The 21372-nt window shown below is 63.3% G+C and carries 17 protein-coding genes and 2 pseudogenes; 6 read left to right on the forward strand and 13 right to left on the reverse strand.

Features of this window, described 5'->3' with window-relative positions:
• Positions 1-428: 428 nt before the first annotated feature.
• The 9 genes and pseudogenes from ACQ86E_RS26685 to ACQ86E_RS26725 form a co-directional block, all read right to left on the reverse strand.
• Positions 429-998: a DUF488 family protein gene (locus ACQ86E_RS26685; RefSeq protein WP_431202529.1), complete on the reverse strand. Its 570-nt coding sequence runs from the start codon at positions 996-998 to the stop codon at positions 429-431.
• Positions 995-1507 (reverse strand): LysR substrate-binding domain-containing protein, encoded by a 513-nt coding sequence (locus ACQ86E_RS26690; RefSeq protein WP_431202530.1) that lies wholly within the window; start codon positions 1505-1507, stop codon positions 995-997. Before ACQ86E_RS26690 ends, ACQ86E_RS26685 begins: the two co-directional genes overlap by 4 nt.
• Positions 1467-2508 (reverse strand): annotated as a pseudogene (locus tag ACQ86E_RS26695) (ABC transporter ATP-binding protein). Before ACQ86E_RS26695 ends, ACQ86E_RS26690 begins: the two are co-directional and overlap by 41 nt.
• Positions 2505-3503, reverse strand: a complete 999-nt coding sequence (locus tag ACQ86E_RS26700) for an ABC transporter ATP-binding protein (protein ID WP_431206570.1) — start codon at positions 3501-3503, stop codon at positions 2505-2507. Before ACQ86E_RS26700 ends, ACQ86E_RS26695 begins: the two are co-directional and overlap by 4 nt.
• 2 nt (positions 3504-3505) lie before the next feature.
• The gene (locus ACQ86E_RS26705) at positions 3506-4462 is read right to left on the reverse strand and encodes an ABC transporter permease (protein ID WP_431202531.1); all 957 of its coding nucleotides are present in this window, start codon (positions 4460-4462) and stop codon (positions 3506-3508) included.
• On the reverse strand, positions 4459-5439 hold the full coding sequence (locus tag ACQ86E_RS26710; RefSeq protein ID WP_431202532.1) for an ABC transporter permease: 981 nt from the start codon (positions 5437-5439) through the stop codon (positions 4459-4461). The genes ACQ86E_RS26705 and ACQ86E_RS26710 overlap by 4 nt, the downstream gene beginning before the upstream one ends.
• Positions 5440-5471: 32 nt before the next feature.
• Entirely contained in the window at positions 5472-7076 is a 1605-nt protein-coding gene (locus ACQ86E_RS26715) for an ABC transporter substrate-binding protein (RefSeq protein WP_431202533.1), read from the reverse strand.
• A 3-nt stretch (positions 7077-7079) separates the two neighbouring features.
• Positions 7080-8066 (reverse strand): CobW family GTP-binding protein, encoded by a 987-nt coding sequence (locus ACQ86E_RS26720; RefSeq protein WP_431202534.1) that lies wholly within the window; start codon positions 8064-8066, stop codon positions 7080-7082.
• On the reverse strand, positions 8063-9661 hold the full coding sequence (locus ACQ86E_RS26725) for an amidohydrolase (protein WP_431206571.1): 1599 nt from the start codon (positions 9659-9661) through the stop codon (positions 8063-8065). The genes ACQ86E_RS26720 and ACQ86E_RS26725 overlap by 4 nt, the downstream gene beginning before the upstream one ends.
• A gap of 362 nt (positions 9662-10023) precedes the next feature.
• On the opposite strand from ACQ86E_RS26725, the gene ACQ86E_RS26730 reads away from it, so the two are divergent.
• Positions 10024-11490 (forward strand): PLP-dependent aminotransferase family protein, encoded by a 1467-nt coding sequence (locus ACQ86E_RS26730; protein WP_431202535.1) that lies wholly within the window; start codon positions 10024-10026, stop codon positions 11488-11490.
• Positions 11491-11499: 9 nt separating this feature from the next.
• On the opposite strand, the gene ACQ86E_RS26735 is transcribed toward ACQ86E_RS26730, so the two are convergent.
• Together ACQ86E_RS26735 and ACQ86E_RS26740 are read right to left on the reverse strand one after the other, a co-directional pair.
• The gene (locus tag ACQ86E_RS26735) at positions 11500-12300 is read right to left on the reverse strand and encodes a sulfite exporter TauE/SafE family protein (protein ID WP_431202536.1); all 801 of its coding nucleotides are present in this window, start codon (positions 12298-12300) and stop codon (positions 11500-11502) included.
• 1 nt (position 12301) lies between these two features.
• Positions 12302-13795, reverse strand: a complete 1494-nt coding sequence (locus ACQ86E_RS26740; RefSeq protein WP_431202537.1) for an aldehyde dehydrogenase family protein — start codon at positions 13793-13795, stop codon at positions 12302-12304.
• A 214-nt stretch (positions 13796-14009) separates the two neighbouring features.
• On the opposite strand from ACQ86E_RS26740, the gene ACQ86E_RS26745 reads away from it, so the two are divergent.
• Both ACQ86E_RS26745 and ACQ86E_RS26750 read left to right on the forward strand, forming a co-directional pair.
• Positions 14010-14423, forward strand: a complete 414-nt coding sequence (locus tag ACQ86E_RS26745; RefSeq protein WP_431202538.1) for a nuclear transport factor 2 family protein — start codon at positions 14010-14012, stop codon at positions 14421-14423.
• Positions 14423-15818: pseudogene (locus tag ACQ86E_RS26750) on the forward strand (NAD(P)/FAD-dependent oxidoreductase). Before ACQ86E_RS26745 ends, ACQ86E_RS26750 begins: the two are co-directional and overlap by 1 nt.
• 500 nt (positions 15819-16318) lie before the next feature.
• On the opposite strand, the gene ACQ86E_RS26755 reads toward ACQ86E_RS26750, so the two are convergent.
• Together ACQ86E_RS26755 and ACQ86E_RS26760 are read right to left on the reverse strand one after the other, a co-directional pair.
• Positions 16319-17164 carry an SDR family NAD(P)-dependent oxidoreductase gene (locus ACQ86E_RS26755; protein ID WP_431206572.1) on the reverse strand — a complete coding sequence of 282 codons (846 nt, stop codon included), beginning with the start codon at positions 17162-17164 and terminating at the stop codon, positions 16319-16321.
• The gene (locus ACQ86E_RS26760; RefSeq protein ID WP_431202539.1) at positions 17062-18096 is read right to left on the reverse strand and encodes a LacI family DNA-binding transcriptional regulator; all 1035 of its coding nucleotides are present in this window, start codon (positions 18094-18096) and stop codon (positions 17062-17064) included. The genes ACQ86E_RS26755 and ACQ86E_RS26760 overlap by 103 nt, the downstream gene beginning before the upstream one ends.
• Before the next feature lie 190 nt (positions 18097-18286).
• Between ACQ86E_RS26760 and ACQ86E_RS26765 the strand changes: the two genes are divergently transcribed.
• From ACQ86E_RS26765 to ACQ86E_RS26775, 3 genes are all read left to right on the forward strand, one after another.
• Positions 18287-19585, forward strand: coding sequence for an ABC transporter substrate-binding protein (locus ACQ86E_RS26765; protein WP_431202540.1), 1299 nt, complete (start codon positions 18287-18289; stop codon positions 19583-19585).
• A 61-nt stretch (positions 19586-19646) separates the two neighbouring features.
• Entirely contained in the window at positions 19647-20534 is an 888-nt protein-coding gene (locus tag ACQ86E_RS26770) for a carbohydrate ABC transporter permease (protein ID WP_431202541.1), read from the forward strand.
• A 4-nt stretch (positions 20535-20538) separates the two neighbouring features.
• Positions 20539-21366, forward strand: a complete 828-nt coding sequence (locus tag ACQ86E_RS26775) for a carbohydrate ABC transporter permease (RefSeq protein WP_431202542.1) — start codon at positions 20539-20541, stop codon at positions 21364-21366.
• Positions 21367-21372 lie beyond the last annotated feature (6 nt).

Genomic DNA, 21372 nt, shown 5'->3' on the forward strand with positions numbered 1-21372 from the left:
TCTGGTTGTTGCACGGAAGGCTAGCCGATACCGGGCGCGACGCGGGTGTTGCAACCCTCGTGTGGTTTGACGCGCAGTCTCATTTTGCTTGTTGCGCCGCAATGAGTCTCGCGACGCTATGTCGCGAAAGTAATGGATGCACAGTCATTGCGAGGAGCTTGTGGCGAGCATGTCAACGCTGGCCCAGTCCAGTGCGCAATTGCGCGAGGGCGCGTCGAGCTCGGCTGCATCGGCGTCCCGCTCCGCGGCCTGCGCCCTTCAGTCAACAAGGGACGCAGCGAAGGTGTCGTGATCGCCGAGATTGCGCCGGAGTCGGGGCGCATTCACAGACTCTGATGTCTCGCCGTCTGGCAAGCTCGTAGCGCATGCTAAGCGGGGCGCGGCCAGGCCAACCGTTCAGGCGGCGTTGAATCGGCATGGAAGCGCGGTCAGAGATCGAATTGAAGCTGCCCGAGCGAAGCTGAATAGCAGATCCTTCCGTCTTCCATGGGTTTGGCGAGGGACGTCAGCTGCCCGCTTTCGCGGTTCGTTGCGTCGATGAGATGTATGACCTGGTGTCCGCCGGCGACGAGATAGTCCGCGATGATCTGCCTGTGGCAATCGGTCCATTGCCTTTCCGCGCACATCACGGCTAGCCGCGGTCCGGAGAGTTGACGGAGGCGGCGAAGCGCCGCTTGGAAGCGCTCGGTCATCGCGTAATCGGCGTAGTTCCGGAGAAATCCGGGCGGCCAGCCGTCGTTGGGGCTGGGCGATATCGCGGTCGGCGGCTCGCGATATCCGCCAAGTTCCGGAAGGTGGTGATAAGCGATACCGCGGGATGCCAGAGCCTCTGTCAGGGATCCGAGATTGAAGTGAGGATGTCGGCGGGACGCCGGAAACCTTCGCACGTCGACCAATATCCGTACGTCGGCCGAATAGAGTACATCGAGAAATTCCGGCAGAGACCGGTTGGAATGTCCGACCGTGAAGATCGTTTCGGTAGGCAGTGCGGAGCTCATGTTGCAGAGATATGGAGCATTTGCACCACCGCACTGATCGATTTGTTGAGCTCATCGACAAGCCGTGGCGCACGAAAGCGGTAGAGGCTGCCGAGTACTGGATTTTGTGATCGCTTCAGGCCCGGCAGGGGTCTCGAACTGAGCTTGCCATGTCCAACTACGTGATACGGGGCAACGAAAGTCAGGAGTGAGTGGCCGAACCCATTGGCGACGAGGCTGCGTACCATTTCGAAGGAGTCCGTCCGTTGAGAGATCCTCGGTGTCAAACCTTTGCTGGCGAAGAGCGACAGGAAATAGTCGCGCGTTCGCGGCTGATCAAGCAGCGCCATCGGTTCGTCGATGAGGTTTTGCAACGAACATCGTTGGCTGTGGGCAAGTGGATGCGACGACCGCGGCGGGAAATCTGCGAAGCTGGCGAAGCGAAGGCGCGTTGTGTGCGTGACCGGGGCAGCTTCTTGCGCGAACAATTTACGCCGCCTTCGGCGAGAAATCCGGGATGCCAAGTTCATCCTTACGGTGACAGGCGACAAAGTGCTCCGGCCCGGCCGTGTCGAGATGAGGCAGTTCCGTCCGGCAGCGGTCGACCGCGAATGGACACCGGCCGGCGAAGCGGCAACCCGGCGGCGGGTTGACCGGCGAGGGCGGCTCACCCCTGACCAGATATTTCGCCTTCAAGGCGTCGCGTAACGGGCCGGGGGCACGGCCGCCGACACCAACGACCAAGTGTAGGGGTGGCGCGGCGCAGCGAATAGCGTCGAGGACGGCGCCTGCTCGGCGATCTTGCCGAGATACATGACCGCAACCTCGTCGCAAAATCGCTGAATCACGCCGAGGTCGTGCGAGATGAAGATGTATGTGAGCCCGCGTTCGCGCTGGAGCTTCTTTAACAGGTTGAGGATCTGCGCCTGGATTGCTACGTCGAGCGCCGACACCGCCTCATCGCACACAATTAGCTCGGGCTCGGGCGCGAGCGCGCGCGATGCAGAGCCGCTGGCGCTGGCCTCCAGAGAATTGATGCGGAAAGAGATCGGCGGCTTCCGGCGGCAGGCCGACTTCGGCGAGCAGGCGGTGCACCCGTTCGTCGCGCTCGCTGCGGGTACCGACGTTGAGGAGGTCGAGCGGCTCGCGAGATCTGGTCACCTGCGCGGCGGCGCGGATCGAGCGCGGAGAACGGATCCTGGAATACGATCTGCAGATGTTTGCGCGTCTGCCGCAGCGGCTCGCCAGTGAGCGGCATGATGTTCTCGCCTCGAAACACGACCTGGCCGGAGGTCGCGGGGACCAGACGCATGATCGCCTGCGCCGTGGTCGATTTGCCCGAGCCGCTTTCGCCGACGATGCCAAAGCTCGTGCCGCGCCTCACCCGGAAACTGACGCCGTCGACGGCGTGAACCACTGACCGCTTTGCCCACGGCCGCTGCCGGCCGGTGCCGAAGTGCACAACAAGGTCGTTGACGTCGAGCAGGTACGGATTGCCGTCGGCCTGCTGCATGGCCTCTTGCGCGCTCATGCAGCTATCTCCCTGGCACGCCAGCACGACACAGCATGTCCTGAATCAATCGTTCCGAGGGGCGGCTGTGGCCGCGATCGGCACACCTCCGTTGCGTTGGCGCAGCGCGCCAGGAAGGCGCAGTCCGGGCCGCGGTTGCCAAGTGCGGGTACCATCCCGGGGATTTCGCCGAGATCGACCCAGGCAGGCGGCTTCGGCTGGCCCACGGTGAGATGCGGCACGCACGCGAGCAAGCCGCGGGTGTAGGGATGGCGGGGACGGTCCGCGATCTGCTGTGACGGACCGGTCTCGATGCAGCGGCCAGCGTAGAGCACCGCGATGTCGTCGGCGAGCTCGGCGACGGCGCCGAGATCGTGGGTAATCAGCACGATCGCAGTCTCGGTCTCATCCTGCAGCTTCGCCAGGAGATCGAAGATCTGCGCCTGCACGGTGACATCGAGCGCTGTGGTCGGTTCGTCAGCGATCAAGAGCTTCGGCTTGCACGCGATTGCCATCGCGATCATCACGCGCTGGCGCATGCCGCCGGACATTTGGTGCGGATAGGCTTTGGCGCGCTGCTCAGCGGCCGGAATCTGCACGGCCCTGAGGAGTTCGACAGCCTGTTCGGCGGCCTCCCTGCGGCTGAGATCTCGGTGATAATGCAGCGCCTCGGCAATCTGGTCACCGACCGTATAGAGCGGATTGAGCGCGGTTATCGGCTCCTGGAACACCATCGAAACCGCATCACCGCGCAGCGCCCGCATGCGCCGGTTGGGCGCGGTAAGCACGTCCTCGCCTGCGAGCAGGATGCGACCCGACGTCACGACAAAACCCTCGGGCAGAAGCCGCATAATTGCGAGCGCGGTCATGCTCTTGCCGCAGCCGGACTCACCGACCAGCGCAATGGTGCGCCCCTTGTCCACGGTGAAGGATAGGTTCTCCAGCACCGGGACGAGTTCGCCGTGGCGGTCCGTCATGCTGACGCTGAGGTCTTCGACCGAAAGCACCGGCGCCATCATCACCTCCGTCGCAACCGCGGATTGACCGCATCGTTGATGCCATCGCCGACCAGGCTCACCGCCAGCACCGCGAGGAAGATCGCCGCGCCAGGGAATGTCACCGCCCACCAGGCGTCGAGCACATAGTTGCGGTTCTGGCCGATCATCAGGCCCCAGCTCATGGTGTTGGGGTCGCCGAGGCCGAGGAAGCTCAAACCGCCCTCGAACAGAATGGCGACGCCGATCGCCAGGGTCGCCGACACGATGATCGGCGGCAGCGCGTTCGGCAGCACGACACGCATGATCAGGTGCCAGTTGCCGGCGCCGGCGGCACGTGAGGCCTTGATGAAGTCGAGGTCGCGCAGCCGCATGAACTCCGCGCGTGTCAGCCGCGCCGCCGCGGGCCAGCTCACCGCGCCGATGGCGATGGTGATGGTCGTCAGCTTCGGCCCGAACAGCGTCACCAGGACCATCGCGAACAGAAGCGGCGGCAGCACCTGGAAGAATTCGGAAATCTTCGTCAGCAGGGTATCGATCCAGCCGCCGAAAAAACCGCTGAGTGCACCGATGCTGACGCCGATGACGATGGTGATGAGCGCCGCGACCGCGCCGACCGTCATCGTCGCGCGCCCGCCATAGATCAGTCCGGCCAGCACGTCGCGGCCGAGATAGTCAGTCCCGAGCAGCGCGTCGGCGTCCGGCGGCGAGAATGGCAAGCCGACGATCTCGAGCGGATCGGTCGGATAGAGGATTGGTCCGAAGATCGTGGCGAGGATCAACAACAGTAGCAGGATCGCGCCTGCCACGCCCGAGGGGCTGCGCAGGAATTGACGCAGGGCCGCGCGGGCCGGCGACGCCGCTGTCGCGACGGGCCGTACCGGTGTTGGGGGTGTCTGCTCGGAGACCGTGTTCGCGGCGCCTTCGACGTGTGATGGTTCGATCCGGGCCACGATCAGGGTTTGCTCCATCGTGCTCATCGTGCGCCTCCGCGAATGCGCGGATCGATCAGACGGTACAAGAGGTCGGTGACGATATTGGCGGCGATCACGATCACTGCGGAGAAGAACAGCACCGCCATCAGAGTCGGGTAGTCTCGGCGCAGGATCGAGTCGAACACCAGCCGGCCCATGCCCGGCCAGCTGTAGACCGTCTCGACCAGCACGGCGCCGGCGAACAGATTGCCGAACTGCAGACCGACCACGGTGACGATAGGGATCAGAGCATTTCGCAGCGCATGCTTGAAGATCACGACGCTCTCGGGCAACCCCTTGGCACGCGCGGTCTGGACATAGTCGGACGACAGGACGTCGATCATGTTGACCCGCGCCAGCCGCGAATATTGCGCGACGAACACCAGGGCCAGCGTTGCGGATGGGAGGATGAGGTGGGTCAGGACGTCGAGCGCGTAGGCCAGGCCCGCCTTGGGATGCACCACGTCGGACATGCCGCTGACGGGGAGGACCGGCCAGACCCGTCCAAACAGCAGCAGCAGCAGCAGGCCGGTCCAGAAGATCGGCGCCGCGTAGCCCGCGAGCGACAGCACGGTTACGGCGTGGCTGAGCACCCCATTCGGACGTCGCGCACTGACCACGCCGAGCAGAGTTCCGATCACGACTGCCGCGACGACCGAAGCAAACGCCAGATAGAGCGTCGCTGGCAGCCGTTGCGCGATCAGCCCTAGCACGGGCTGGTTGAAATAGTAGGAATAGCCGAAATCACCCATCAGCACGTTGCGCAGGTAGGTGACGAGCTGCTCCAGCACGCTGTGATCGAGCCCATATTTGGCGCGCAGCGCAGCAATCACCTCCGCCGATGCACCGCCCATCTCGCCGGCGATCACCTGCACCGGATCGCCGGGGGCAGCGTGGATCAGGCAGAAATTCAACACCAGCACCGCCAGTAGCAGCATGGCGGCGTTGGCGAGCCTTCCGAACAAATGGGTGAGCAGGGTCATCGGCGAAGGGTCTTGTCGTCCGTGAGGTTAAATCAGGTCTTCGGCGGAGTTGCCCAGTACAGTTCGTCGAGCGGCGAGGCGACGCCCCAGATCGTGGTCGGCAGGCCGCCAAGACCCTTGGCGAAGGCATTGTAATAGGGCGTCGCGTTGATGAAGTAGATCGGCACGTCCTCTACGACGATCTTCTGGAATTCGGAGTACAGCGCCTTGCGCTTCTCCGGCGAGGTCTCGACCGCGGCCTTGCCGAGGATGTCGTCGACCTTGGGGTTGGAATATTGCTGGGTGTTCGACCAGATGATGCCCTTGCGGATATTGGAGGACAGGTAGGTGCGGTCGACGCCGATCACGGGGTCGCCCCAGTTGTAGACGTTGTCCATGGTCAGGTCGAAATCATAGTTCGACACCCGCTGCGCCCATGTCGGGAAGTCCGGCGCGGCGCGGACCTCGAGATTGAGGCCCACGCGCTTGAGCGCGGAGCGCAGATATTCCGCGACATTGCGCTGCTGCTCGTCGCCGCCGGGGATGTAGTCGATCGTGAGACTGGCGCGCATGCCGTCGGCGCCGGGCTTCAGCCCGGCCTCGTCGAGCAGCTTCTTGGACTTTTCCGGGTCGAATTTATACTGCTCGACATTGGTCTCGTCGAGCGGCGATCCCGGAGCGATGGGGCCCGTCGCAGGCGTTGCCTTGCCCCCCATCAGCTTCTTGACGATGAAGTCGCGGTTCGCGGCGTAAGCGATCGCCTGGCGCACCCGTACGTCGTCGAGCGGCTTCTTCTTGGTGTTGAAGGCAAGCCAGTTCAGCGCGCCGATGCCGCCGAACCCCTTGTCGGTGACGACAAGGTCCCGCACCTTTTCGAGGCGCTCGATGTCGCGCACGCCGGTGATGAAGGGAGCGGCATGAATCTCGCCGCGCTCGGTCGAGACCAGCAGTGCGTTCGGGTCCGAGATCAGCCGCACCACGATCTTGTCGAGCTTCGGCCGGCCCGGGATGAAGAATCTGTCGAATTTTTCGAGCGTGTAATAGTCGCCCTGCTTGTATTCGACGAATTTGTAGGGGCCCGAGCCGATCGGCTTCAGGTTTGCCGGATGGGTCTTGATGTCCTGGCCGTCGCCATAGACGTGCTTCGGCAGGATCGGCATCAGCGCCGGCGACATCGCCAGCAGCATCGCCGGATGCGGATGGGCGAGCTTGATCACCGCAGTCTTCGGATCGGGCGTCTCCACCTTGTCCACCGCGGCCAGCATGGTCTTGAACGGATGGTTCTCCTTGATCGTCATCACCGAGAACGCGACGTCGTCCGACGTCACCGGCTTGCCGTCATGGAATACGGCGTCATCGACCAGTTTGAGCGTGACCGATAATCCATCCGCCGCGACGTCCCAGGACTTCGCCAGGTATGGCTGAGGCTTCCAGTTCTCGTCGAACCGCAGCGGCGACGCGAAGATCTGCGAGCTCGGCATAGCAGTTGCGATGCCTGACTGCACCGCTCCGTTGAAGTGGCGCGGCACCTGGCTGCTGCCGACCACCAGCGTGCCGCCGCCCGCGCCGGCGGACTGTGCGCGCGTCTCGAACGGCAGTCCGACCATGGCCATTCCGCCAAGGGCGCCGGAGAGGAAAGATCGCTTGGACAACATCATGGATCAGGACTCCGCTGGATGAAATGAGCAGAAAGGAACGGGTTCGACCACGAGTGCGCGGTCAAGAATGGCTTCGAGTGAAGCGGCCGGCGGCAAGTCGGCCGTGCCGACGCCGACTAGAACGATGTCGGCGGTGCGACCGATGTCGTCGATCGAGCCGGATGACACCGACGAGACCTTCTCGACCATCTGGAAAACGGCGAAGCCGTCCTCGCCCACGAACCGGCAAGAGCCCTTCAGGCGCAGAAGCTGCGGCGGCATGTCCGCGAGCGCGGCGGTGAGCGCTGCGCGATCGAACGCGCCGTTGCGGCGATAGCACCAGCTCGTAAACTGAGTGCCATGATCGATCCCGTCGAGCGACGGCGAATCGACGCGAAACGCGCTGACCTGCCGCCCGGTCTCGAGTTGTGTCAACTTCGGCATTGCGCCGCGCGCAGTCTGGATGATGCGGAGGTCCGGCCGCAGCCTGTGTATAGCCTCTCGCGCACTTGCGAACTCGTCCATGTTGACCAGATCGCTCTTGTTCAGCAATACGAGGTCGCAACGATCGAACTGGCCGCGCACGGTATCGCCGACACGGGCATCGTCGACGAGCTCCGCGATCCGGCTTGCGTCCGCGAGGACGATGACGCGGTCGAGCCGCAGCGTTGGCTCGATCAGCGCGATCTCGGCGATCTTCCAGGGATCGCCGACGCCGCTGGCCTCGATCACGATCCGCTCATACGGCACCGGTGCGTCAAGAACCCGGCACATCGTATCGATGAAGCTGGTGCCGATGCTGCAGCAGATGCAGCCATTCGTCAGCGTCATCGTATCTCCGTCATGGCTCGCGATCAATGAGACGTCGACGTTGATCTCGCCGAAATCATTGACCAGGACCGCGGTGCGCGCGGTGCCGGTTGCGAGCAGATGATTGACGAACGTGGTCTTGCCCGCCCCAAGGAAGCCGCCGATCACAGTGACAGGAACGGTCGCGGACGACGGCTTCATGCGCGCGGGGCCTTCCTGGCGACGCCGCCGAGCACCGTGCCCCAGATCGCGACGTCTTTCAGTGCCTGTGGGGCGATTGAGAGGGGATCGTCTTCCAGCACGACGAAATCAGCATATTTGCCGGTCTCGATGCTGCCGACCAGATGGTCGAGCTTCAAAGTATAAGCGGCGCCGATCGTCACAGCGGCGAGCGCCTGCTCGACGGTGAGTGCTTCCGTGTCGCGGCCGAGCACGCGGCCGCCTGAGGAGGTCCGGTTCACTGCGCACCAGGCGGTGAACAGCGGTGCCAGCGGCGTCACGGGCGCGTCCGAGTGGATCGCGAACGGTACGCCGATCCGCTGCGCCGTGCCGGTGGCGTCGAGCCGCTCCGCGCGCTCAGGCCCCATGGTCAGTGCGTAGTGCGAGTCACCCCAGTAGTAGATGTGGTTGGAAAACAGATTGACGCACACGCCGAACGTCTTCATCCGTCGGAACTGAGCTGCATCCGCCATCTGGCAATGCTGCAGCGTGTGGCGATGGTCCGGCCGGGGCGTCGCCGTCTGCGCCGCCTCGATCGCGTCAAGCGCCAGCTCGGTTGCCTCGTCGCCATTGGTGTGGATGTGGAGCTGGATGCCGGCGCGGTGATAGGCGTCGACCAGCCGCGGCAATTCTTCGGGCGCGATGTACCAAAGCCCGTTACTGGCGCCGTTATGATAGCCTGGCCAGCGCAGCCGCGCGGTAAAGCCCTGGATCGAGCCGTCGACCACCAGCTTGACGATGCCGTAATGGAGCTTGTCGTTGCAGTGCTCGCGCAACATCTCGAGTTTGGCGATCGCCTGCTCGGGCTTATGCGACGCCGAGGCCAGGGCCGGCACCAGGCGGACGCCGAAATGGGGCGTTTGTGTCGCATTGCGGTAGACCTCGACGGTCTGATCGGTCAGATCGTTGTGCAGATCGGTAATCGTCGTAACGCCCTGCACGCAAGCGGATGCGGCGTAGCGGTTGACGTCGGCCTCCGTGATGTTACCAGCCAGCAGATTGTTGCCGAGTGCTCTAAATAGCCGCATCCGAGCCGGGATGCCCTGCAGCTCGCCGCTCGCCAGTCCGTCAGGGCCAGCAACGACGCCGGAGATGTTGGTTGCGTGCATCAACTCGGCTCGTTCGAGCGTATGGCTGTTGACGTTGTTGATGTGGAACGAGGCGTGCACCACGATCACCGGCCGCTTTGTCGAGACACGGTCGAGATCGTGACGGCTCAGCATATTGCCGCCGATGTGCAGCGGATCGTAACCCCAGGCATAGAGCGGCGCGCGATCATCCTGCAGCTTGGCCTCGGCTTCCTGCAGCCGTGCAACGATCGCATCGATATCGCCGACACCCTCGACGAGGCGACCTTCCGGGGAGCGGCGGTCGAAGGCGCCGACATACGGCATCAGCCACATCAGGCCTTCCATGATGTGGCTATGGCCTTCGACGAAGCCGGGCATCAACACCTTGTCAATGAAGCTGGTGTCGAGCTTTGCGTCGCCGACGCACAATTCCTCCGCCGTCCCTGTGGCGACGATACGACCTTCCCGCACCGCAACATGCGTCGCGACCGGCCGCGACGGGTTCATCGTGATGATCTTACGGGCGGCGAAGACGATGGTGCCTGTGCTCACGAGGTCGAGCCCCCAAGGTAATTTTGCAGATGCTAAGGTGAAGCGGCCGAAGAGACCGCACTAGCGCCAGATGGTCAGCTCGAATGGGGCCAGCACCATTCGCGTGGCGCTGGGCTCAGTGGCAGGCTTCTTGCGTGGGAGCTGCAAACCCGACATGTTGGAATGCCGGTGCCCGTCTGGGCCCCTAAGTTTGCAGGTTAATTGTCTTGGGAAAATTGCTGCAGCTCGATACCCATTCTGCCGCGTCGCACGCAAACGCGGCAAATGCCCTTGGAACTGCCTCGCCGTTGGGCAGCGACGAGTTGTTTTGGGGCGCATTGTTTCGGGATATGGATCGCGGCGGTGCCTTCCTGCAATTGCAGATCCGGCAGATCATAGTGGCCGCGATCGAGGACGGCCGACTACCGCTTGGCATGCGAATGCCGTCGAGCCGCGACCTCGCAGCTGTGCTCAGGGTTGCGCGAAACACGGTGGTGATTGCCTACGAGCAGCTGGTGGACCAGAACTTTCTTGTTTCCCGCCAGCGTAGTGGCTATTTCGTCGCAGGCCTTTCCAAGAAGGTCGCCTCCGCGCGGCCGAGGCCGTCGGAGGCCGCAAGTCGCGACGACCTGAACTGGTCGACGCGGTTCGCGGTGCGGCCGTCGGCACATCGCAATATCAGCAAGCCCGCTGATTGGCAGGCGCAGCCCTATCCCTTTATCTTCGGCCAGTTCGACCCGAGCCTGTTCCCGACCAACGATTGGCGGGAAAGTGCGCGCGCCGCACTCAGCGTGCCCGAGATCAATAATTGGGCCCGCGACCTGATCGATGGCGACGATCCTGCGCTGATCGAGCAGCTGCAGCTCCAGGTGTTGCCGCGCCGTGGCATCCATGCCCGTTCCGACGAAATCATGATGACGATCGGCGCCCAGCACGCGTTGTATTTGATCGCGACTTTGTTCGTCGGCGGACAGACCAGGGTCGGCATCGAGGAGCCCGGTTATCCCGATGCGCGCAACATTTTCCGGATGCTGACGCCAGACGTGATTCCGCTGCGCTCCGACGTCCACGGCCTTCTGCCAGACGAAAATTTCACGAACTGCGCACTAGCCTATGTGACCGCCAGCCACCAGTGCCCGACTGCCTCCGTGATGCCGCTGCAACGGAGGCTGGAGCTGCTGCAGGCCGCAAAGGTCGGTGATGTGGTGCTGGTCGAGGACGATTACGAGGGCGAACTGATGCCGGAATCGGAGGCACTGCCACCGTTGAAGAGCCTCGACCGCGACAACAGCGTACTGTACGTCGGCAGCCTGTCGAAGGCACTGGCGCCGGGCCTTCGCCTTGGTTACGTCGTCGCACCGGCGCCGGTCATCCGGGAATTGCGCGCGCTGCGGCGGCTCATGCTGCGCCACCCGCCGCTGAACAATCAACGCGTCGCCGCGCTGTTCATTGGCCTTGGTCACTATCGCACGCATCTCGCGCAGGTCGGCCGGGTGCTGCTCGAGCGAGCCAGGATCCTCGATCGTTTGCTACCAATCCATTTGCCCGATTGCACATTCTCGCGCGGACCGGGCTCGACCAATTACTGGATCGCCTGTCCTGAAGGGATCGACACGACCCCGCTGGCGCAGGTCGCACTCGCCCAGGGCGTTGTGATCGAGCCTGGCGCAGTCTTCTCGATGGATGAGAATGTCAGCCTGCATTGCTTCCGGCTCGGCTTCTCCTCCATTCGCACCGATCGTATCGAGGTCGGAATCGAGAAGCTCGGTCGGGTCGTTGCCGATTACCTCGGCAGGCGGACCTGAGCGGAGCTTTCACATCAGCTCGCTGACGCCCTTGAGCGCGCTGAGCAGCGCCACGCCGCCGAGGCTTGCGATCGAGACGCGGCGGTGCAGGCTCTCGCTACCGTAGCGAAAGGCCAGCTCGCCGATCCAGGTGCCGCCGAACATGACTGGTAGCGCCAGGATCGACAGCCACACCACGCTTGCGTTTGCGAGTCCAACCAAAGCGATGCTAGCAAAAGCTGCGATCGAGGTAGCAAGGAAGAAGACCAGAAGCGAGGCGCGCGCAGCGACCGCACGGAATGGACCGCACATGTAATAGACCACGGCCGGCGGGCCCGGCATTGCCGCAAGCCCGTTGAAGACGCCAGCGACGGCACCGACCCCGGTTGTCACCAGCCGCGATGGAACTTCCTCCAGCGCGAAACCGCGGCCCAGGACATAGACTGCGCCCGCGGTGATCAGGGCGATGACGATGCGCGCCACAGGGGCTGGCGCGACGCAGAGCGCCACCGCGCCGAAGGGGGAGCCGATCACCGCGCCGACGATGAGCCAGCGCAACGACCTCCAATGGCAGTCACCATGATTTCGCCTGAGATCGTTGAGGCCGCCAAGAAACTGCAGGAGCACCGCGACCGGCACCGCCTTGGAAGGTGCAGACAACAGTCCCATCAGCGGGACCGCCGCGAGCGCGAAGCCGAAGCCGGTGAAGCCGCGCAGCACCGCTGCGATCATCACCGCGGTCATGGTGGCGACGATTGTCGGGAGCGGCGGCAGGCTGGCCAGAAAGCTTGCCTGCGCCGCAGTGATCAGCGCATCCATTGCGATTGTCATCTCATGTCGATGACGACGGTTTTTTCCTGGTGAAATGCTCAAGCATCGCTTCGAGCGAGGCTTCCTTGCCAAGGCCCGATTTTTTGAAGCCGCCATAGCTGAGGTTGGGCTGGATCGTCAGGTTCTGGTTGACTTGGACATAGCCGGCGTCGATCCGCCGCACGGCACGCAAAGCTGTGCGCAAATCGTGCGTCCACACGGTCGCCGCCAGGCCGAGTTCGCTGTCATTGGCGCGGGCGATGACGTCGTCTTCCTCGTCCCACGACTGAATACAGACGACGGGCCCGAAGATTTCCTCGCGCATCAGCGGGCTGTCTTCGTTGAGCCCAGTGACGATGGTCGGCTGCAAGAAGAGTCCATCGGTGAGGTGGCCCGCGCGGGGCAGTTCGCCGCAACGCATCACTTTCGCGCCGGCCGTGCGTTCGCCGATCGCAAGATAGGACTCGATCCTGGCTTTCTGACGTTGTGAGATCACAGTGCCGATGTCGGTTGCCTCGTCGAGCGGATCACCGATCACAAGCTTAGCGGCGGCTTCTTGCAACGCAGCGAAAACTGCGTCGAACAACGAGGCATGCACATAGATCCGGCTCGCCGCGGTGCAGCTCTGGCCTTGCCGGGTGAAGCGCATGCCGGCGATCGCGCCGGCGACGACGCGGGCCAGGTCGGCATCGCCATAGACGATCATCGGGCTCTTGCCGCCGAGCTCGAGGCTGACTGGAATGATCTTGCGTGCTGCGGTCTGGTAGATCAATTCGCCGACCGCCTGCGAGCCGGTGAAGGTCACTTTGGCCACCGCGGGATGCTCGACCAGTGCCGCGCCGCAGTCCCGCCCGGTTCCGCAGATCACATTGATGACGCCGGCCGGCAACAGCTCCGCGAGTTGCCGCGCCATCTCGATCGTGGCAAAGGGCGCCTCCTCGGAGGCCTTTACCACGACCGTATTGCCTGCGATCAGCGCTGGCGCGATCTTGAGCATCATCAGCACGAGAGGCACGTTCCATGGCAGGATTGCAGCCACCACGCCGAGCGGCTCGCGACTGGTGTAGGCAAGGATCTGCGGATCGAATGGCAGCGTCTCGCCTTTGAGCTCAGATGCGAGGCCCGCATACATAGCAGCGATATCGATGGCGGTGGTGACCTCGCCACGGCATTCGGTGCGGATGGCTTTGCCGGTCTCCAGCGCCAGCACGGTCGCAATGATTTCAGCGTGGTCAGCGAGCCGGTGGATGGCGTCGGCGATCAGCTTGCCGCGCTGCCGCGCCGGCGTCGCCGCCCAGCCTGGATACGCCGCCACTGCAGCGCCCACTGCGCGCGCGACGTCCTTCGATTGCGCGGCGGGAGCGACACCGATGAGTTGACCTGTGGCCGGATCAATCACGTCGAGCGTGGCGCCGGCGGCCGCCGGAACCAGCTCGTTGGCGATGAGATGGCGGCCCTGAAGCTGCGAGATCACTGCCGAAACGGCGGGATTGATGCGTGTGGCGATATCGATCATGGCGCCACCTTGGCCATTTCGCCGCCTGGGCGAAGGTCCAGCCCGTGTCAAGCGATTGGGCCAGTTCCGGGCGTGCGCATTCTGGTCCGCAGATCGCGCCCCATCTGGTTCTAAGGACGCGGCCGCCCGTCGTGACAGATTGCCCGCGAAGCCGTGAGAAGGACCGCGGCCCGTCGCGGCGAATGCTGCGGCGGTCAGTCAGCATAGGATTCCAATGTCCGATCTGGAAAACGAGCGGTTGAAGACCCTGGAGCAGGTGTTCGATGCTTTCAATCGCCATGACGGCGCCGGCGTGATGGCCGGAATGACCGACGATGTTGTTTTCGATGCCGCCGCCGGGCCAGAGATCTGCGGCCGTCGCATCCAAGGTGCCCCCGACGTCCGCGCCGCGTTCGAGAGCACATTCGCGATGTTTCCGGATGTCAGCTGGGAGTGCACGCGCCACGCGGTGTTCGGCGATCGCGGCATTTCGGAATGGATTTTCCGGGCAACGACAAAGGACGGCAGCAGGATCGAGGCCGAGGGCTGCGACTTGTTCGGCTTCCGCGGCAACAGGATTTGCAGCAAGAGCGCGTTCCGCAAGGATCGGCCTCAGCAGCCGGCCAAGACGGGCAGGGCGGTTGCGTGATGAACAAGCCGGTCAAGATACCGCCGCTTGCCGCCTATGATCCGCATTACGATCCGCTCGTGAGCGAAAGCCCCGGCCGCAACCGCGACTACGCACCTACCTACTGGCTCGCGACCGCCGGTGCGCCGCCGGAAGACGACGGTCCCATCACGCGCGATGTCGACACCGATGTCGCGATCGTAGGCTCCGGATTCACCGGTCTTGCTTGCGCGACCTTCCTGGCCCGCGAGCACGGTATCAAGCCGCTGGTACTCGAAGCCAACCGCGTCGCCTGGGGCTGCAGCACGCGCAATGGTGGCCAGGGTCAGAATGCCTCCGGCCGCCTGACCCGCTCACAATGGATTGCGCGCTGGGGCCTCGATGTCGCGAAGCGGATGCACGCCGAGATCTGCGACGGTTTCGACACGTTCGAGGACATGGTCCGGCAGAGCCCGGTCGATTGCGAGCCGCAACGCGGCGGGCATCTCTACATCGCGCATCGCAGACGCAATCTCGACAAGATCGCCGCCGAAGCCGAAGTGCTCACGAAGGTGTTTGGCGAGCCGACCCGCGTGATCGGAGCGGACGAACTGCGCCGCGATTACCTGAACGAGGCTGAAGCGGTTGGCGCGGTGCTGGAGCCGCGCGGCACCGGCGTACATCCAGCCAAGCTCGCCTTCGGCTATCAGCAGATGGCGCGCGCGGCCGGCGCCAAGATCCATCCGGGTAGTCCGGTGATCGAGATCGAGGAACGCGGCGGCGCGTTTCATCTGCGCACGCCAAGCGGAACGGTGAAGGCGCGTGCGGTCGGTATCGCCACTGGCGCTTACACTGCACCCGGCATGACGCCGCTGCTCCGTGGCCGCTGCATGCCGATCCTATCGAACTCGATCGTAACGCGGCCGTTGACCGTAGCCGAAGCTCGAGGCGACTGGATTCAAGACGAGGCTGGTGTTGACCGACACCAGGACGCTGCGGTTCTACTATCGGCTCTTGCCCGACAACCGCGTGCAGATCGGCAGCCGTTCTTCGATCACCGGCGCCGACGCCGACCATCCCAAGCATCTGCAATTGTTGATCGATGGGCTGCATCGCAAGCTTCCGGCGCTGCAGGGCATCGAGATCGACTATTCGTGGTGGGGCTGGGTCGACGTCAGCCACGACATGATGCCCAGGATCGTCAAACCTGACAGCCGCAGCAAGCTCGTCTACGCGCTCGGTTACGGTGGCAACGGCGTGTCCTATTCGGCGCAGGCGGGGCGACGCATGGCGCAGATGATCGCGGGGCAACGCTTCGGGGGCGAGGACTTGCCGATCTTCAACTCGCCGTTGCCGACCCATACGTTCTCTCCGTTCCGCCGGATCGGCCAGCGCATGCTGTATCGCTGGTACCATTTGCGAGACGAGGCCGCTTGAATCGATGGGGCATCTGTAGCGTTAAAAAGGCCTAATGTTGGAGCACAGATGAGAATGAATGCGTCGCCCTCGCGCCGCGCGTGACATTAACACCCTCAAGGCGACGGATAATGTCTAGACATATTCCGGGACTGGAGAAACGTCGTGCCACCGGTCTATATCGCCGACCTCAATCGTCTCGATATTGAGGAGTTCAAGATCACGGACAAGGAAATCCTCGAGACAAGCTGTAGTGAGGCGCCTGCGTCGGAAGCAGCAACAGCTTCCTGTTTGTCGATAAGTGTCGCAACCCAATCTGGGTTTATCAATCGGTTAGGGGTGCGTGTACACGACGTGTGCACCGAGAGATCGAGAAAGATCTTACGACATCTAGGGTGGGTAGGCCTGTGAAGTGCGAAAGCCGATAGTCTATTGCGAATGAGAAGCTAGGTTTCCGGCCGGTTGCATAGGATCGGCAGCTTTCTTCTCGAAGAGCGGACGATGTCGTTTTGTGCTGGCCGCTACCCCGCGAGAAACCCGCCATCCACCGCGACCACTGTGCCGGTCGCGTATTGCGAAGCCGGCATGCAAAGAAAAGCGACGGCGCCCGCGACATCCTCCGGCTGTCCCCAGCGCTTGAACGCGGTGCGGTCGGCGATGCGTTGATAATGCACGCGATCGGTTCGACCCGGAGCGTTGATGGCTGTTTCGATATAGCCGGGCGCAACCGCATTGACGCGGATGCCTTCCTCAGCCCACTTCAGAGCGAGCGCCTTGGTCAGCATCACGACGCCGCCCTTGCTGGCGCAATAGGCTGGAATCCGCGGCAGCGCCAAGGTCGCATTCATCGAGGCGATGTTGACGATCGAGCCCTTCTGCTCCGCCAGCATCGGGCGGAAAGCCATGCAGGTCCGGAACGTGCCGGTGAGATTGACGTCGAGCACCTTCATGAAAGTCTCGATCTCGAATTCCTTGTCGCGAGCGAGAATGCCGGCGCAGTTAATGAGCGCGTCGACGCGCTTCTGCTCTCGCGCGAATGACGTCACGGCGGCGTCGTTCGTCACATCCAACGTCGCGAGCGTCAGGTCCGCACGTGGTTTGAGCAAGGTGCGCGCGAGATCGGCCTCATTGGCACCGGTTGCCGTTACCGTCGCTCCAAGATCGCAGAACTGGTTGCTGATCGCGGAGCCAATGTCGCCGGCACCGCCGATTACGACGGCATGAAAGCCGGGGGCAACGAAAAATTGGAATTCATCGGGAGGTCTCAGGATTTGAGGGGCGGAGCCGTCGATTCGCGGACCACCAGCGAGAAGTCGATTTCGCGGTGGATGATGGTCTGCTCGCCAGCGAGGTTGCGCACCAGATATTCTCCCGCGCGCTGCCAGGTTTCTCCGGTCGGAACATGGATCGTGGTCAGGCTCGGTCGCAGATGGCGGCTCCAGTCGAGGTCATCGAAGCCGATGACCGACAAGTCGCGCGGCACTGAAAAGCCGCTGCGTTCCGCCTCGAGCAGCACGCCGTAAGCGATGACGTCATTGCCGCACACCACGGCAGTCGGGCGGTGGTCGAGGCAGAGGAGATAGCGCGCCGCCTCGCGCGCATCGTCGAGCGTATAAGGTACCTCGACGTGCCATTGCGGGGGCAGCTCAAGGTCGTTCTCGACGAGCGCGCGGCGAAAGCCGGCGACGCGCGCGCTGGCGCGGTCGTTGTTGCGCTGAAGCGCCGAGACGATTCCGATGCGGCGGTGCCCGAGCTCGATGACATGTGCAGCCGCGCGGTGAGCGGCAGCTTCGTTGTCGGTTCCGACGCAAGGGTAAGGGCGGTCGGGCTGATAGATGCCGACATTGATGAAGGGCACCGCATTGTCCGCGAGCAGCTTGCGCAATCCGTCATGATGACAATCGCCGCGCAGCACCAGGCCGTCGACGCCGCGGCTGATCAGGTTGCGCGCCTGCTCCAGCTCGACGTCGAGATCATAGCCGCTCGTGGTGAGAAACAGCATGTATCCGACCGACGAGAGGTACTGCTGCAGAGAGGCAATGCCGCGCGCGAACATGGTATTGTCGATCGTCGGCACGATGGCGCCAAGAGTGCGCGAGCGCCGTGACGACAGGATGCGTGCGGGCGCATGCGGGATGTAGCCGAGCGCCTCGATGGCCTGTTCGATGCGTGCCCGCAGGGATGGGCTGACTGCATGGGGATGGTTGAGGGCACGCGAGACCGACGCCGTCGATACGCCGGCGCGCGCCGCCACGGCGCGGATGCCCTGTTTCACGGATTTGACGTTGGTCAGTCTCATGAATGTAACGTTACATATGGCCACGCCGACTGTGCGTTAGCGCAGGAGCACCAGTTTGTCTCAGATATTAGGGCTTGTCCATCGCTTGACACGGCGGATATGAGGTCTATTTTGTAACCGTTTTCAAGTGATGCTGAATGCATTCAAAATGGTCCGCCAGCTTATGGCGGCCAGCCGGGAGGAGAGTTCGATGAAGGCCAGGATGCTCGCGACGCATGTCGCGCTGCCCGTTCTCGCGATTGCCGTCAGTGCGCAGGCACGCGCGGCTGATTTCGACTGGATGAAGTTCAAGGGCAAGACCGTCACCTTTCTCGCCAACAACAATCCGGTCTCGCAGGCGCTGCTGACTTATAAAGCCGATTTCGAGAAGCTGACCGGCATGACCCTCAAGGTCGACGGTTATCAGGAACAGCAGATGCGCCAGCGTCTGGTCACCGTCATGAATGCGAACAGCGACGAGGTCGACGTGTTCATGACGCTGCCCTCGCGCGAGGGCGAGCAGTTCGCTGCCGCCGGCTGGTATGGCGATCTTACCGCGATGGCCAAGAACGATGTGGCAAAGGATTATGATCCGAACGGGCTGAGCCAGGCTCTGCTCAAGGCCGCGACATTCGGCGGCAAGCTCACCAGCATGCCGATGAATCTCGAAGGCCCGATCTTCTATTACCGCACCGACATCTTCAAGAAGTGCGGCCTCGATGCGCCGAAGACCATCAAGGACGTCGAGGTTGCGGCCGAGAAGATCAAGACTTGCGACAGCACGGTGACACCGTTCGTTTCCCGCGGTCTCAAGCCCGCGGTCGCCTACACCTTCAGCAACATGCTGCACAATATCGGCGGCACCTATATCGCCAACGGCAAGTCGAACCTGTGCTCGGCCAAGGGCAAGGAAGCGCTCGACACCTATAGCCGGCTGCTGCGCGATTTCGGACCGCCAGGCGTCGTCAACTACAGCTTCCAGCAGATTTCGGCGCTCTACCGCAGCGGCCGCGCCGCGATGGCATTTGAGTCGTCGAACGAGTTGCGCACGGTGATGGATGGCGGCGCGCGGTTGAAGGATACTGGCCTGCTGCCGTTCCCGGCGGGCGAAGCCGGCCAGGTGCCGACCACGATCGGTTGGGGCATGGCGGTGTCCTCGCACAGCAAGCAACCGGATGCGGCCTGGTATTTCGTGCAATGGGCGACCAGCCCGGAGGTGCAGAAGAAGATGGCGCTCCAGGGCATTGCCCCGCCGCGGCCGTCGGTCGCCAACGATCCCGAATACCGCAAGTGGATCGACGAAGAGCCGGTTCGCAAGGAATGGCAGGCTGCGCTCGATGTGCTCGCCACCAAGGGCACGTCCGAAGTCGGCTATCCCATCGTCGCCAATCCGCAATCGCGCGAGTTCATCGGCCAGGCGGTGCAGGATCTGATCCTGAAGCAGAAGCCAATCGACCAGGCCTGCGCGGATGCCGACAAGGCGCTCGACGCGCTGATCGCGCTGAACTGAACGCCCGATGCCGGCCGGCTCGCTGCCGGCCGGCGTCTAATTCGATCGAGGACACGAACGCATGTCTGATACGACTGCGACACTCACGCAGGACCGGCAGAAGCTGGAGATGGCGGCGCTTTCGGCCCCGGCCGTGATCTTCACGGTTGCGATGATTGCGTTTCCGGTCGCCTATACGATCTGGCTCGGCTTCCAGACCTTCTCCTCGACCGGCAAGCAGTCCTTCGCGGGTCTAGCCAATTATTCCAAGCTGATCTCCGATTACGAGTTCTGGCACGGGCTGTGGATCACCATTGCGTTGTTCCTGCTGTCGCTGGTGCTGCAACTCGTGTTCGGCGTCTGGCTGGCGCTGGTACTGTTCCACGCCAAGCGGCTGCCGGGCATCGTGCGCTCGTTGTTCATCTCGCCATTCATGATGCCGCCGGTGGTGGCTGGCATGATGTGGCTGGTGATCCTCGATCCATCGCTCGGTGCGGCCAATTATATTCTCCAGTCGTTCGGGCTGCCGCCGTCTGACTGGCTGGCCTCGCCGACGTGGGTCATCCCAACCGTGGCGCTGATCGACAGCTGGCAGTGGACGCCTTACGTCGCCCTGATCGTGTTGGGCGGCCTGCAATCCCTGCCGCCGAGCGTCTACGAGGCTGCGCAGATCGACGGAGCGTCTCCGTTCAAGACCTTCCAGCGCATCACGTTGCCGCTGCTTCTGCCGACCATCGTCACCGCGGCCATCCTGCGAAGCGTCGATCTCTTGCGCTTCTTCGACATCATCTACATCACCACCCAGGGTGGTCCGGGCAACGCCTCGAACACGCTCAACATCTACGGCTTCCGGGTCGGCTTCGAGTTCTTCAACATCGGTTATGCCAGCGCCCTGATGCTGACCCTGACGGCGATCGTGTTCGGTGCCGTGCTCGCCTTCAACCGCCTCCGCGGCGCAGTCGCATGGTGACGTCATGAACGATGCCGCCAATACAGACCGCTGGATCCGCTGGCTCAACTCGATCCAGCTCGTGCTCGCCGGCGTGCTCATCATGGCGCCGACGGTCTGGATGGTGCTGTCATCGTTCAAGCCGTCGTTCGAGGTCACCGCCTATCCGCCGACGCTGGTCTTCTCCCCGACGCTGGAAAACTACGCCGAATTGACCAGGACCACGCCGTTCCTCGGCTACGCGCTCAACAGCCTCATCGTCACCGTCGGCTCGACCGCGCTGGGACTGCTGTTCGGAATCCCTGCCGCGTTCGCCGTGTCCTGGACGCGGATCACGTGGCCGGCGATCCTGACGCTGGCGGCGCGTATGGCGCCGGGCACGTTGTTCCTGCTGCCGTGGTACGTGATGTTCCGGCAGATCGGCATGATCGGCTCCTATACCGCGCTGATCATCAGTCATGCCGTCATCACGCTGCCGATCGTGATCTGGGTTTTGCTGCCGTCGTTCGACGCCATCCCGCGCAGTGTGTTCGAGGCGGCGCAGGTGGACGGATGCAGCGTCACGCGCATCCTCTGGCGCATCGCGATGCCGCTGGTGGCGTCCGGTGTCGCGGTCTCCGCAATCCTCGCCTTCGTCTTTTCGTGGAACTACTTCCTGTTTGCGCTGGTGCTCTCCAATGGCGACACCAAGACGTTGATCGCGGCGGCCTTCAACTTCATCGGCGAAGGCTCGACGCAATGGGGCGCCCTCATGGCGGCGGCGACGTTGATCGCGCTACCGCCGCTGGTGCTGGCCGCCCTGGTGCAGCGCTGGCTGGTGTCCGGGCTGACTCTGGGCGCAGTGAAAGGCTAGGTCTCT

The organism is Bradyrhizobium betae, assembly GCF_050632175.1.
Taxonomy (GTDB): domain Bacteria; phylum Pseudomonadota; class Alphaproteobacteria; order Rhizobiales; family Xanthobacteraceae; genus Bradyrhizobium; species Bradyrhizobium betae_B.

What these genes read in the sequence shown, in the direction of transcription:
- ACQ86E_RS26690 (WP_431202530.1), bottom strand. Translation starts at nt 1,507, where the DNA reads ATGAACTTGGCATCCCGGATTTCTCGCCGAAGGCGGCGTAAATTGTTC.
- ACQ86E_RS26705 (WP_431202531.1), bottom strand. Translation starts at nt 4,462, where the DNA reads ATGAGCACGATGGAGCAAACCCTGATCGTGGCCCGGATCGAACCATCA.
- ACQ86E_RS26765 (WP_431202540.1), top strand. Translation starts at nt 18,287, where the DNA reads ATGAAGGCCAGGATGCTCGCGACGCATGTCGCGCTGCCCGTTCTCGCG.
- ACQ86E_RS26725 (WP_431206571.1), bottom strand. Translation starts at nt 9,661, where the DNA reads ATGAACCCGTCGCGGCCGGTCGCGACGCATGTTGCGGTGCGGGAAGGT.
- ACQ86E_RS26770 (WP_431202541.1), top strand. Translation starts at nt 19,647, where the DNA reads ATGTCTGATACGACTGCGACACTCACGCAGGACCGGCAGAAGCTGGAG.
- ACQ86E_RS26715 (WP_431202533.1), bottom strand. Translation starts at nt 7,076, where the DNA reads ATGATGTTGTCCAAGCGATCTTTCCTCTCCGGCGCCCTTGGCGGAATG.
- ACQ86E_RS26775 (WP_431202542.1), top strand. Translation starts at nt 20,539, where the DNA reads ATGAACGATGCCGCCAATACAGACCGCTGGATCCGCTGGCTCAACTCG.
- ACQ86E_RS26685 (WP_431202529.1), bottom strand. Translation starts at nt 998, where the DNA reads ATGAGCTCCGCACTGCCTACCGAAACGATCTTCACGGTCGGACATTCC.
- ACQ86E_RS26745 (WP_431202538.1), top strand. Translation starts at nt 14,010, where the DNA reads ATGTCCGATCTGGAAAACGAGCGGTTGAAGACCCTGGAGCAGGTGTTC.
- ACQ86E_RS26710 (WP_431202532.1), bottom strand. Translation starts at nt 5,439, where the DNA reads ATGACCCTGCTCACCCATTTGTTCGGAAGGCTCGCCAACGCCGCCATG.
- ACQ86E_RS26700 (WP_431206570.1), bottom strand. Translation starts at nt 3,503, where the DNA reads ATGGCGCCGGTGCTTTCGGTCGAAGACCTCAGCGTCAGCATGACGGAC.
- ACQ86E_RS26760 (WP_431202539.1), bottom strand. Translation starts at nt 18,096, where the DNA reads ATGAGACTGACCAACGTCAAATCCGTGAAACAGGGCATCCGCGCCGTG.
- ACQ86E_RS26740 (WP_431202537.1), bottom strand. Translation starts at nt 13,795, where the DNA reads ATGATCGATATCGCCACACGCATCAATCCCGCCGTTTCGGCAGTGATC.
- ACQ86E_RS26735 (WP_431202536.1), bottom strand. Translation starts at nt 12,300, where the DNA reads ATGACAATCGCAATGGATGCGCTGATCACTGCGGCGCAGGCAAGCTTT.
- ACQ86E_RS26720 (WP_431202534.1), bottom strand. Translation starts at nt 8,066, where the DNA reads ATGAAGCCGTCGTCCGCGACCGTTCCTGTCACTGTGATCGGCGGCTTC.